Here is a 13,052-nt window from a genome sequence, read left to right as displayed (position 1 = left end):
TAATGCCCCTGCTCCCTACACTTTCATTACTCAGGGTCCGACCTATTAAATCAGTGGTAGGAAGCGTACGACTAAGCAAAAAAACAAGCGAAACAATAGCCCAGGTGGCTGGAATAGTGCGTAGAAGTCGGTACAGAAGAAAACGCCCCATGCAGATTTAGCTTTCCGGCAGGGGTTCGACGGTCATAACTTCATATCCCGGTCGTAGCCCCGATATGCGCAGATTAGTAAGCCGTCGGTCGGCAGCCAGGCGGTAGCGATTAAAAAACAGCACTACCATGGGGCTTTCAGTCCGCATGATAACCTGAAACTTACGGAGCATTTGCGCTTTTCGGTTCGGATTTTCCTCGCGCACGATGGCTTTAATAAGCTTATCACTTGTCGGCGTCCCAAAACGGGTAAAATTGCTGATGTCAGTACTCTCAGAATGCAGCAAGGGACTGAAATCGTAAGCAAAGGGATTTCCTGACAGCGTACGCAGGTAAATATCAAAGTTGCCAGCACGCAGCTTACCAAGCAACAGAGTCGATTCGGTGGGTCGCAACTGAATGGGTATACCAAGCTCGGCTGCGGCATTGCGTAGCTGTAAAGCAATGGTTTCAAATGCCGCCTCGCCCGCCCGATAGGTAATATTTACCTCCAAAGGTTGATTTTGGCCTCCTGCCGTGGGCCGTATCCAGCCGCCTTGGCCTTGCCGCGCCCAACCCGCTTGTCTCAATAGCACTTCCGCTTGTTTAGGATCGTAGGTGAGAAGCGGTAAGCTGTCATTGTAAACTGCTTTTTCCTGAGGATTGATGAGACCAACACTCGGATAGGCCATGCCATTTTGGGTCGCCTTAATAAGAGCTGGTATATCAAATAAGTGACTTAGCGCCTGACGCGTCAGGTGGTGGTCGAGCGGCGCGCGCCTAGTATTAAAACCTACCATAACCATTTCGTACGAGTCAGCGGTGTAGAATTTTAATGCCTGCTGACCACCCTCTGACGTACGAAGGCGATTAAATTCATTGGCCGGCACCATGGGGTAGATGTCTATGTCGCCTCGCCGTAACGCGAGCAAAGCCGTAGCGTTGTCCGGAATTATCTGAAAATCAATCTGTTTTGGGCAGGCTACTAACTGGGGCTGCTGCGCGGGCAGTCGGTCGGCCCACCAGTTTATTTTACGGCGAAAGGTTAGTGATTGTCCACTGCGCCAAGCAGTCAGCTGATAAGGCCCCGAGCCGGGGAGATTCACTGGACTCTTATCCAGATTAGCTGCGTTATAGCGCTGCACAAAGGCCTGTAATACAGGATATTCACTCAACGAAACAGACGCAGCCTGTGTTAGAGCTGCCAGTGGAATAGCGCGCAGCAGCCGTTGCGGGTCCAACGCATACTCAGGTAGAATAGGATAATCGCCAGAGACGTATGTGTACTCTGGGGCTCGTCCTTGGCATACGAGCGTAAATTGGCGCACGTCGGTTGAGTCTAGCCGCACATCTCGGATGAAGCTAAAACGGCTTCGGGCTCCTTCATTTGGCAAACCCGGAGAGTTCATCACTTTCAAGGTAAATACTACATCCTGAGCTACTATAGGTTGGCCACTATCCCAGGTAGCAGCCTCTCGCAGACGGTAAGTAAGCAGCATCAGCGAATCTTGGTATTGTACTATAGGGAGCTTTTCGACAAGCAATGGTACATATTCCTGTTTCTGGTTATCTATGGTCAGTAAATTTTGGTATAATAATCCGATGGCTTGATCGGCAATATCATTGGGATTTAAGAGAGGATTTAGAGACTCCGGGTCGCGTACCCACCGTACCCGAACAGCACCAGAAGACGATGCTTGTGTTTTGCAAGCGGGCAATAAACCAATAAGAATGTAGAGCCCCAGCCCCCAGAGTAGTCGCCGCATAAGCTAACAACCGCGTAGAAACGGCGTCGGGCAAGTTAGCTAAGATTCCCCAACTGGTGGAGATACATCTTAGCTACCTTGCCCGAAGCGTTTATGAAACGGTAGATATAATAGGTATCTACCGAGCGTTTCTAGTAGTTGTCGAACCTAGCGAGCATTGCCGTCGTTCCAGCCGCTGCTGCCGCCAACATTCTGGGTCGTCACGTTGCCGTCATTCCAGCTGCTGCTGCCGCCAACATTTTGGGTCGTCACGTTGCCGTCATTCCAGCCGCTGCTGCCGCCTTCAGCAGTTGCATTAGTAGGAGAGGAAGCTAAAGTAGCAAATTGGAGAAGGGCGAGAGCAAGTAATTCTAGCATGGTTTCAGTTAGTTGTGTTTGTAGTTCAATTGTTGAACTGCACAAATGTGGGACGTTATAAGAGGATAAGAAAGGAAGATTAGGTCCTAAATATGACTAGGATATTATAAATATTATTTTGACTATAAGTAATACAAAAAAACAAATCTATGCTTAATTATATAAGATTTTTTATAGGTTTATGGCTATGTTTGATACGGTTTGGACGATTTGAGTATAAGAATAAGACATAGGTTGATTATGAAATTACTCAGCCTTAAATCGGCTTATTGTAGGTGAGTTACTTATTTTAGAAGTGTAAAGCACTGATATTCGCTCCTTCACTTACTAGACGTATCTTAGTTTCTAAAATTGTATTCTATCCATGGAAGACATTAGTAATCTGGCCAAAATAATTATTGATAGACGGGTTGGAATGCCGCCTTTGATTGATTTCAGCGCCAAATCGTCATTCAACAAAGAAATTGACCTGGTACAGATGCTGAGTAGTGAACAACAAGCTACTCAGCTTCAGGTAATTAAAGCATTATATGGGAAAGTAAATACAATGAATCAGGCTGCACTTCGCAAACTCAAATCGAGGGTACAGAAGAAGCTGCTAAACCATTTGTATTTTCTAGACCATACTGATCCGCGTCAATTTATTTCGAAGCGGTATGAATTACAGTGCCTGGAACTCTTTCATCAAGCAAGCATTCTATTTAAAGAAAGTGAAAGCGAGCTGGCTGAGAGACTGGCACGCAAGTGCTTACGCCTAGCACTTGATGGAGAGTTTACTCAGTATGTGGTTATGAGTTTGGGGTTCCTTCGTCACCTGTATGCTCAACTCAGGAAGCCGAAGCATTACCATGCTATTTCCAAGCAGCTTAAGCACTATCAGGAGTTAGCCAACGTAGAAGAAGAGGCACGGCAGCTATACTTAGACGTTCGAATGGAGCAAACTCAGACTGTACGGTCGCGGCGGTTTCTGCTTAACGAATTATCGGCTCACATAACCAAAATGGAAGGCCTGCATCGAAAGGCCAACACTTATAGCACCTTTGAGTATCTGTATCGGCTGCGCTTAATGCGAGAAGAGCTCTTAGGTAACTTTGAGCAAATTATTGAGATAACAGGCACTACGTCAGCACTATTCGATAAGGGTAAAGTCAATAAGAAACGCTTCGATATTCGCTTTAACAAATTCATGAGTGTATGGGCGCACTTGCGTAGCAAGCAGGTAGTTCAAGGGTTAAACCTGGCGGAGGAATACATCAAAGATTTTCACCCTTCTTCTGATAATTGGTTCTACTTTCTGGAGCACTACATGCTACTGGCATTGCACGCTAAAGAGTACAGTAAAGCATACGAAATACTGCGTTTAGCGCGCAAAAATCCCTACTACGGTAAGCAGCGCGCAGCAGCTATACAGCGCTGGGATCTGTTCGAGGTGTATCTGCACTTTATTCAACCCGAGGGCACGGCTCTGCGGCTACAATTCAGCCAGTTTATTCAAACCGTGCCTGACTATAGCCGAGATAAGCAAGGCTACAACGTGGCTATTCTGGTGCTGCAGTTTCTGTACTATCTGCGGCAGCGCAACCTGGATGCGTTGCTTACCCGTCTGGAAGGGCTGCGGAAGTATGAGCAGAACCACTTGCGGGACCCAGCTACTTTGCGAAGTCAACTGTTCTTTCGGCTGTTGCTGCTAATGGTGCGGGAAAATTTTGCCCCCCAGGCCTGCGAAAAGAAAGGCCAAAGTTTGCTAAACCGTTTGCGGGAAGCTCCACAACCTGGCGATGCGTATGCGGAAAGCGAGATCATTCCCTACGAAGATCTCTGGGAATTAACGCTCAATATTTTGCGGGTAAATGCTGAAGCCAAAGTCGCCGAAGAAGCAGCGCACGAACGATAAGTTTAGCAGTACTCACCATAAAAAAGCTCCCCAGAATATTTCTGGGGGGCTTTTTTAGGCTTTACGTTGCTCATCTATTTGCCGGTTACTTTAAACTCTGTGCGACGGTTGAGCTGGCGACCAGCTTTGGTGGCATTAGGTGCCACGGGCTGGGCATCGCCGTAGCCAGCGAAGGTGAGGCGCGCTTTATCAGTGCCTTTGTTCACCAGATAATCAACTACCGCCTTAGCCCGGCGCTGCGACAAATCTTTATTGTAAGCGCCTTGGCCAACGTTGTCGGTGTGGCCGCTGATTTCCAGGCGCAGAGCTGGAGCTTCCGTCAGTAGTTTCTGTAAGCGCTCCAGCTCGCTGGTGCTTTCGCGCCGTAACGTGGCTTTATCGAAGTCGAAGAAAATATTGTTGAGCACGACTTTAACCCCGACATCCAGCTTTTTAAGGCCAATATCTTTGACTACTTCTGCGTAAGCAGCACCAGCTGGCAGATCAAAATTTTCGGAGTGAAACAAGTATCCCTCCTGACGCACCACGATTCCGTAATTAACGCCCGAGGGAAGCGACACTAGATAACGGCCCGACTGAGCATTGGCTAGAAAGGAAGCAATAACCTCGTTGCGCTGGTTATCAATAACTTCAATGGTGGCTTCCAGTGGTTGCTTCGTTACATCATCCGTCACCACACCTTTCAGAATAGTTACCTGAGCCGTAGCGATGGGTACGGGCGGAGCCAGCAGGGTTTCCTTCACAGGCTGGGCCCGACTAGCCAACAATTGGTCTTCCTGGGAGAGCATGGGGGCTTTTCCGGACCGAGAAAAGTGATTTGGTAAATGTCTTTGCCTCCCAGGCCTTCTTCGCGAAAACTGGAATAATAGCCGTGGCGACCGGAGGCAGAAATCACAAAAAACACATCATCGTCGGGGGTGTTAATGGGCCAGCCAAGGTTTTCGGGCGTGCTCCATTTACCGTTTTCAAATACCGATTTAAAGATATCGTAGCCGCCCATCGAGTTGTGGCCTTCCGAACTGAAATACATTGTTTTGCCGTCGGGGTGCAGAAATACGCCTTCCTCGCCGTAGGGGGTGTTGATGGTAGATCCCAGATTTTGGGCTGGGCCACGGCCTTCCAACTCTACTTTATAAATGTCGCGGCTGCCTAGTCCGCCTTCCTTGTCGCTCACGAAGTAGAGGCTGCGCCCATCAGGCGTGTAAGCCGCCGACGACTCGTGGCCTTTGCTGTTAATGCGGGCTCCTAAGCGCTGGGGCTTGCGCCACTCGGCACCGCGCAGGGTTGCTTCGTGCAGGTCGCCGCCATTGTCCTCCACGTACACCAACATGCGTTGCCCGTCGGGAGAAAGCCCAACCGTAGCATCATGACCATCGGTGTTCACTGGCTCTTTTAGATTGCGAGCCGCAGTCCACTTCTGGCCGGTGCGCGCGCTTTGATAGATATCTTCGAAGAAGCCGCCGGTTTCAGGGTCGGTTTGCTCTCCGGTCGAGTTTTCGCGCCGCGAGGTAAACAGCAGCACCGATTCATCGGCCGAAATGACTGGGCTGTAATCGGCGTAGGGCGAGTTCACAGTTGGGCCGGCGTTATCGATAAAAGCCCGAACGGGCTTCTTACTTATCTTCTGCCCGTTCTCGCACTCAGTTATTTTCTTACGAATATCAGCTAGGAGTGGAGCCGTATTTTTGCCCCCCGTGGCGGGTTGAGCGGCTTTATATTCAGCAATAGCTTCCTGCCATTTTCCATTTAAGTGTAGGCCTCGTCCCAACAAGTAGTGAATGCGCGGATCAGCATCGGGGCTTAACTTATACGATTTCTCCAAATAGCTGAGTGCTCGCGGCTTGAAACCGGAGTGCAGGTAACAGTCACCTATTTTAAGGTTTAGCTCCGCATTGTCCGGATTAAATTTCTGGGCGGCTAGGTAGTGAGGCAAGGCCTGCTCGTAGCGGGGCGGGTCCATATCGTAACTGCCGTCGCCCTCTTTTATTTCGCGCAAAGCAGCTTTTAACCCTTCTTTATCATTACCAAAACGGTCTTTGCTAAACTCAACGCTCTGCGCGTGGGCTGCTTGTGATAAGAGCAGAATGGCCAATAGAAATAGCTTATACATTGTGTTGAGTAATATTCTAACGTGTTCTCTCTTAAGCTGGTCAGCATCAGGGAGTATGTGGCATTTGCCGTCATGCGGCTCGCCGTATGTGTGCCTGCTTTATTCGTTGCTACAGCCGGAGTTAGAGGCATAGCTGCTGCCTGCTTCCAGGCCAAGCTCGGCGGCTTTGCGCCAATCCTGGCAAGCGCCGGCCGCATCGCGGATCATTTCGCGCGCGTGGCCGCGGTTGAGGTAGGCTTCAGCATATTGTGGGTTGAGACTAATGGCTTTGCCCGCATCGGCAGCCGCTTTTTTGTAGTCTTCGAGCTTTAGGTAAGCTGCCGCCCGGTTATTCCAGGCAAAAGCATAAGATGCATCGAGGCTGAGCGCCTTGCTGAAGTCTTCGGCCGCTCCGCGGTAGTCTGCGGCCTCGTAGCGCGTGCTGCCCCGGTTGCAGTAGGCAATGGCGTTATCCATTTTCTTGGTCAGATACTCATTGTAATCGGCTAAGGCACCTTTTAGGTCACCAGCGCGGCGGCGCGTTGCCGCCCGATTCAGTAGCGCCGGGAGCAGCTCCGGTTGTAGCGTCAAGGCTTTCGTGTAATCCTGAATGGCGGCCGTAAAGTTGCCCAGCTGACGTTGCGCGCTGGCCCGATCGTGGTAAGCGTAGGCATAGTTCGGGTCGGCTTTCAGCGCCTGATCAAAATCGGTCTTAGCCGCTTGATATTCGCCTTTTTCAAATCGCAGTGCGCCCCGATAATACCAGGCCGGAGCAAAATCGGCTTTGGTTTCAATGGTTTTTGCATAGTCCTGCTCTGCTTCGGGGCGCTGGCCCATTGCCTCGCGGGCTTGGCCCCGACCAAAATAAGAAGTATGGTCCGTCGGCTCCAATCGAATGGCCGCATCATAATCCTGCACGGCCTGCGGGTAATCTTTCAGTTCGTAGCGAGTGGTAGCGCGGTTGTAGTACGCTTTGGTAAAGTCAGGGCGCGCAGCCAACGCTTTATCAAAATCCTGAATTGCAGCCTGATAGCTCTTGTTGTTGTATTTCGTTACGCCACTATTGTAAAGTTTCTCAGCTAGCTGGGCCGGCGGTAACGTAGTGGCGCGCACGGTGTCTACCTGGGCGTAGGCACTAACAGCGAAACCTGACAGAATAGACAGAATATAGATACGTAGCATGTTACCCGGTATAAATGATTTCTAAACGTTAAATATAATTTTATTTGCTCAATAAGGCTTACAAGTTGCTTTAAACTTAAAATATTTGTGTTTTTACAAGATTTATTTGGCTTCGATTTTAGGTCTGCTAGTACTGAGTTGCCAAATGCCGCACATCTGATCATTTAAATTTGAGCAGGTGCGCAACCACTGCTACTAAATAATGGTTGTGCAGACAGCACCGAAGTTTGCGTATTTTTGCGCTGCCTTCGGGCTTATCGTTTGATTTTCCATTTCAGCCTATATCTCTCATGGCAACCTATCCTGAATACATGGTAGCTCCTATCCGTCAAGACCTTACGTCGGCCGGCTTTGAGCAACTTATGACCCCTGAAGAAGTCGATTCAGTGCTCGGCGAGCAGAGCGGAACCGTACTGGTAGCCGTTAACTCAGTATGTGGTTGCGCCGCTGCCAAAGCCCGCCCCGCCCTGAAAATGGCCTTAGCCAGCGCTGACAAGAAGCCTGCTAAGCTAGTGACGGTATTTGCCGGCATGGAAACTGACGCCGTTGACAAAGCCCGTCAGCACATGCTGCCTTATCCACCTTCTTCACCGTGCATTGCTTTGTTTAAAGATGGTGAATTGGTACATATGATTGAGCGCTACCACATTGAAGGCAGCGACACCATGCGTATCGTGAACAACCTGCAAGGCGCGTTCGATGAGTATTGCTAGATCTTTGGTTTAAATAGCGCTGTTTGTAGCGTTATCAAAAAAGCCCCCTAGATAAGTCTGGGGGGCTTTTTTGTGCTTGAGAAAGCTCAATTTTCCGCTTAGTTGGCGTACTCGCTTAGAAACTTGATGCGCATAAGGCGCAAATCCTCCTCCGTGTACTCGTCGGGGCCGAGTTCCTTGAGGGCCACAGCAATATTGTCAGTATTAGACTGCAGGAAATACTCCGTGATTTCGGCCTGTCGGTCGTGGTCCAGCACACCATCGATATAGTAGTTGAGGTTGAGCTTAGTGCCAGCGTAGCAGATGTGCTCAATTTCCTCCATCAATTCGCGCATGTCAATTCCCTTAGAAGAAGCAATTTCTTCTAAATCCATCTTCTTGTCGATTTGCTGAATGATGTAAATCTTGATTTTCGACTTGTTGACGGCCGATTTCACAACTACATCGGCGGCAGTCATAATGTCGTTATCCTCAACATACTTCTGAATCAGTTGCAGGAAAGGTGTCCCAAACTTAACAGCCTTGCCCTGGCCAACGCCGCCTACGTGAGCGAGGTCGTCCATCTTTACGGGGAAGGTGGTGGCCATTTCCTTCAATGATGGGTCCTGGAACAGTACGTAAGGAGGCAGGTTTTTATCCTTCGCCATCTTCTTACGTAGGGCCTTCAGCATTTCAAACAGGGCCTCGTCGTGGCCGGCGGCCTGTTGCACCTCTTCCTGCTGCTGCTCCTGCTGCACTTCCTCGTCGTAGTTGTGGTCCTTGGTAAGCTTAATAGAGTGAGGATTCTCCATGAATTCCTGACCCTTAGAACTCATCTTTACAACGCCGAGATTCTCAATATCTTTCTCCAGAAAGCCATTGAGCAACACCTGCCGAAGCACCGAATGCCAGAACGCGGCATCGTGCTCTTTGCCCTGTCCATACACTGGTAGTTTGTTGTGGCCATAGCTTTCTACGTGGGCATTGTTCATACCCATCAGCACCGTGCCGATGTGCTCAAGGCCAAAACGCTCCTCCGTTAGCATTACAGCCTTCAAGGCCATTAACACCTCTTCTTTAGCCTCAAAACGCTCTTTGGGGTGCTTACAGTTGTCGCAGAAGCCGCAGTCTTTTTCAAACGTTTCACCGAAATAATGCAGCAGCTGCTTGCGCCTGCACACTGCCGAATCGGCGTAGTTGGCCATTTCCTGCAAAAGCTGCTTACCATTGTCGCGCTCCGTAACGGGCTTGTCTTTATTAAATTTCTCCAGCTTCACGATATCGTCGTAGCTGTAGAACATGAGGCAATTACCCTCCAGGCCGTCGCGGCCGCCCCGGCCCGTTTCCTGATAGTAGCCTTCAATGCTCTTGGGCGTATCGTAGTGGATCACAAAGCGCACGTCGGGCTTATCGATGCCCATGCCAAAAGCGATGGTCGCTACAATAACGTCGGCTTCCTCGTTCAAAAAAGCATCCTGATTGGCCATCCGCACCTGCGGGTCGAGGCCAGCATGGTAGGGGAGGGCCTTTACGTCATTCACGCGTAGCAGCTCCGCAATTTCCTCCACCTTCTTGCGCGAAAGGCAATACACAATGCCGGCTTTGCTCTTGTGCTGCTTTACGTACTGAATCAGCTGTTTTTTGGTGTTGTGCTTGGGCCGGACTTCGTAATAAAGGTTGGTGCGGTTGAACGATGTTTTGAACACCGAAGCATCATCCATTTGCAGGTTTTTCTGGATATCCAGCTGCACTTTAGGCGTGGCCGTGGCCGTGAGCGCAATAATGGGCACGTTGGCCCCCAGATTGTCAATGATGCCACGAATCTTGCGATACTCAGGTCGGAAATCGTGGCCCCACTCCGAAATGCAGTGCGCTTCGTCAATGGCTACGAATGAAATGGTAGCCTTTTGCAGGAAGTCAATGGTTTCGTCTTTGGTAAGTGACTCGGGAGCAACATAAAGCAGGCGCACCTCACCGCTTATTACATCTTTTTTCACCCGATTCATCTCCGATTTCGACAGCGTCGAGTTCAGAAACTGGGCATTCACGCCAAAAGCATTCAGTTGATCGACCTGATTTTTCATCAAGGCAATCAGAGGCGAAATCACGATGGCCGTGCCCGGCAGTACTAGCGCCGGCAGCTGATAACAGAGCGACTTTCCCGCCCCAGTTGGCATGATAACGAAGGTGTTATGACCGTCGATGACGTTTTGGATGACGGCTTCCTGGGTGCCGCGGAACTGGCCGTACCCAAAAACTTCCTTTAACTTGCCTTTCAGATCAGCCGTGGGCGCTGTTACTTGTTTTAGGGCTGGCATGGTCTCTCTCACTTACTCGGTTATGGATTGCGAACGGGAGTACAAACACGCATGTTGAACTCTCAATCTAATGGTTTTTTGGTATTTACGAAACAGCAGTTGGTTGCTAATTATTTAAATACAGTGTTAAAGCACGGTACATGCCATCAAAATAGCAATACAACTAACAACCATAAGTCTAGAGATTGAAACCAACGACGGGATGAACAACCAACTACTCGACGCCGACTACTCGGTACCGACTATCAAATTTAGATTGAAACCGCAGAACGAACTCAACTCAATTGCAAAAAAAGTGCTTCATGAAGAGGCCAGCGCCATTCAGGGCGTAGCTGAGGCCTTAGATAACACACCAGATTTTGCACAATGTATAGAAGCAATACTATCTTTGCGTGGTAGAGTAGTGGTGACGGGCATTGGCAAAAGCGCCCACATCGCAGCCAAAATAGTGGCTACACTGAACTCTACGGGTACTCCAGCCCTGTTTATGCACGCCGCCGACGCTATTCATGGCGACTTGGGCATGATTCAGGCAGAAGATTTTGTCATTGCCATCAGTAAAAGCGGTGATACGCCGGAAATAAAAGTGCTGGTGCCCTTACTGAAGCGGAAAGGGGTGCCGTTAGCGGCTTTAGTTGCTAATGCCGATTCCTACTTGGCGGTTCAGGCTAATTACGTTCTGCACGCGCCTGTCACTCGTGAGGCTTGCCCGCACAATCTAGCCCCTACAACCAGTACAACCGCCGCGCTGGCCCTTGGCGATGCGTTGGCAGTATGTCTGCTCGAATCGCGGGAGTTCACCTCGGCCGACTTCGCTCGTCTGCATCCGGGTGGCACGCTAGGGAAAAAGCTTTATTTGAAAGTCGGAGACTTGAGTCGGCAGAATCAGGCGCCGCAGGTCCTGGAAAATGCCCCCCTGCGCGAGATTATCTTGGAAATATCGGGTAAGCGTTTGGGAGCAACCGCTGTGCTCAGCGAAGGTGACAATCGCCTGTTAGGCATCATTACCGATGGCGACCTGCGCCGTATGCTCACTAATTTCACTAATCTGGAAGATGTGCGGGCCCATAATATTCTTACGCCATCGCCTATCACTATTGATATTGAAGACTTTGCTGCCGAAGCCCTGGCTCGCATGCAGCAGCGCAATATTACGCAGCTCATTGTGACAGACGCTGGTCGGTTTAGCGGCTTTATTCATCTCCATGATTTGCTGCGCGAAGGTTTAGTATAGAAAGAAGAAAGGCGCGTCTGAACCTGCGGTTTTAGCCCTCACGTTTTGGCCGGATTCGTGCAGAAGGGGGCACAACCCTGAAATATTTCGGACCTTCGCCCCGATTTTACTTTAACCCGGCTTCCGTGAGGCCTGCTCTATGACTCAAAACACGTATCTCGTCGTGATGGCGGGCGGCATTGGTAGCCGCTTCTGGCCCTTTAGCCGCACCAATCATCCCAAACAGTTTCATGATGTGATGGGAGTAGGCCGGTCGATGTTGCAGCTTACTGTAGATCGTTTTGCCGGAATTTGCCCCCCAGAGAATGTTTTTGTAGTAACCAACCGCGATTACAGCGAGCTGGTACAGCAACACCTGCCCGATTTGCCCCCCGACCAGATTCTGGGTGAGCCAATTGGCCGCAACACGGCGCCGTGCATTGCCTACGCCAGCTACCGCATCGCACAGCGCGACCCGCAAGCGGTCATCATCGTGACGCCCGCCGATCATGCCGTGCAGCGTGAGGACGAGTTTCGGGATATTATTAGTCAAGCTGTAGCAAGTGCCCGCGCCCAGGACATTCTCATTACGCTCGGCATTCAGCCCTCCCGACCCGACACCGGCTACGGCTACATTCAGTTTATTGATGGCGACCAGAGCGAGTTATATGGTAGCCTGCGGAAAGTAAAAACCTTCACTGAGAAGCCCAATCTGGAGTTGGCAAAGATGTTCGTGGAGAGCGGCGACTTTCTGTGGAATTCGGGTTTATTTATCTGGCGTGCCGAAGTGATTATGCAGGCTTTCCATCAGTATCTCAGTGACATTGCAGAGGTATTCGACGAAGGACTCGATCAGCTGGGAACCAGCAAGGAGGAAGATTTTATCACCAATGCCTACTCCCGTTGCCGCAACATCAGCATCGACTACGGCATTATGGAAAAGGCCGACAACGTGTACGTGCTGCCCGCCGACTTCGGTTGGAGCGACCTAGGCACCTGGGATTCACTACACCGCATTGGTCGCGGCGACGAGAATGGCAATGTGGTTGATGGTGATGCCATCCTCTATGATACCCGCGAGTGTGTAATCAAAACTCCCTCTGAGCGTTTGGTAGTTGTGCAGGGCCTAGAAGGCTACATTGTGGCCGAGTACGACAACGTATTGCTCATTTGCAAGCGTACGGAGGAGCAGCGGGTAAAAGAGTTTGTGGCAGATGTTCGGGCCAAGAAGGGTAACGGGTATAATTAGGCTGCAACCAGATCCAGTAAAAATCAGCGCCCGGCGGCCAACTCACTGAGTCGGCCGCCGGGCGCTGATTTTTGTAACCAAGTCTTAAGCCAGGGACTGACTAACAGCTAGTTGTATGGTCCCAGAGGATAATGGGGTAACTTTGGGGTCTGCTTACAAAGCAA

10 protein-coding genes are annotated in these 13,052 nt (G+C 50.2%); 4 read left to right on the top strand and 6 right to left on the bottom strand.

Annotated features, from left to right (window positions below; all coding sequences use genetic code 11):
* Positions 1 to 157: 157 nt before the first annotated feature.
* Both MKZ35_RS12675 and MKZ35_RS12670 read right to left on the bottom strand, forming a co-directional pair.
* Entirely contained in the window at positions 158 to 1,894 is a 1,737-nt protein-coding gene (locus tag MKZ35_RS12675; RefSeq protein WP_482513640.1) for an ABC transporter substrate-binding protein, read from the bottom strand.
* Positions 1,895 to 2,041: 147 nt separating this feature from the next.
* Positions 2,042 to 2,251 carry a hypothetical protein gene (locus MKZ35_RS12670; protein ID WP_482513639.1) on the bottom strand — a complete coding sequence of 70 codons (210 nt, stop codon included), beginning with the start codon at positions 2,249 to 2,251 and terminating at the stop codon, positions 2,042 to 2,044.
* Positions 2,252 to 2,615: 364 nt separating this feature from the next.
* Between MKZ35_RS12670 and MKZ35_RS12665 the strand changes: the two genes are divergently transcribed.
* Positions 2,616 to 4,145 (top strand): hypothetical protein, encoded by a 1,530-nt coding sequence (locus tag MKZ35_RS12665; protein ID WP_482513638.1) that lies wholly within the window; start codon positions 2,616 to 2,618, stop codon positions 4,143 to 4,145.
* A gap of 74 nt (positions 4,146 to 4,219) precedes the next feature.
* Here MKZ35_RS12665 and MKZ35_RS12660 read toward each other — a convergent pair whose 3' ends face one another.
* The 3 genes from MKZ35_RS12660 to MKZ35_RS12650 form a co-directional block, all read right to left on the bottom strand.
* Positions 4,220 to 4,933 (bottom strand): OmpA family protein, encoded by a 714-nt coding sequence (locus tag MKZ35_RS12660; RefSeq protein WP_482513637.1) that lies wholly within the window; start codon positions 4,931 to 4,933, stop codon positions 4,220 to 4,222.
* Positions 4,885 to 6,255 (bottom strand): tetratricopeptide repeat protein, encoded by a 1,371-nt coding sequence (locus MKZ35_RS12655; protein ID WP_482513636.1) that lies wholly within the window; start codon positions 6,253 to 6,255, stop codon positions 4,885 to 4,887. The genes MKZ35_RS12660 and MKZ35_RS12655 overlap by 49 nt, the downstream gene beginning before the upstream one ends.
* Positions 6,256 to 6,354: 99 nt before the next feature.
* Positions 6,355 to 7,416 (bottom strand): tetratricopeptide repeat protein, encoded by a 1,062-nt coding sequence (locus tag MKZ35_RS12650; protein WP_482513635.1) that lies wholly within the window; start codon positions 7,414 to 7,416, stop codon positions 6,355 to 6,357.
* Between the two features lie 290 nt (positions 7,417 to 7,706).
* Here MKZ35_RS12650 and MKZ35_RS12645 point away from each other — a divergent pair, with 290 nt between their 5' ends.
* Complete coding sequence (locus tag MKZ35_RS12645) at positions 7,707 to 8,129, top strand: BrxA/BrxB family bacilliredoxin (protein ID WP_482513634.1); 423 nt, start codon at positions 7,707 to 7,709, stop codon at positions 8,127 to 8,129.
* 98 nt (positions 8,130 to 8,227) lie between these two features.
* Here MKZ35_RS12645 and recQ read toward each other — a convergent pair whose 3' ends face one another.
* The gene (gene recQ / locus MKZ35_RS12640) at positions 8,228 to 10,426 is read right to left on the bottom strand and encodes a DNA helicase RecQ (RefSeq protein WP_482513633.1); all 2,199 of its coding nucleotides are present in this window, start codon (positions 10,424 to 10,426) and stop codon (positions 8,228 to 8,230) included.
* Positions 10,427 to 10,682: 256 nt separating this feature from the next.
* Here recQ and MKZ35_RS12635 point away from each other — a divergent pair, with 256 nt between their 5' ends.
* Together MKZ35_RS12635 and MKZ35_RS12630 are read left to right on the top strand one after the other, a co-directional pair.
* Positions 10,683 to 11,660, top strand: a complete 978-nt coding sequence (locus MKZ35_RS12635; RefSeq protein ID WP_482514743.1) for a KpsF/GutQ family sugar-phosphate isomerase — start codon at positions 10,683 to 10,685, stop codon at positions 11,658 to 11,660.
* Positions 11,661 to 11,799: 139 nt separating this feature from the next.
* Positions 11,800 to 12,888 carry a mannose-1-phosphate guanylyltransferase gene (locus tag MKZ35_RS12630; protein ID WP_482513632.1) on the top strand — a complete coding sequence of 363 codons (1,089 nt, stop codon included), beginning with the start codon at positions 11,800 to 11,802 and terminating at the stop codon, positions 12,886 to 12,888.
* Positions 12,889 to 13,052: the final 164 nt, after the last annotated feature.

The organism is Hymenobacter sp. R533113, from assembly GCF_056835965.1.
The sequence above is the reverse complement of the archived record's forward strand: the minus strand, read 5'-3'. Positions and strand labels throughout refer to the sequence as shown.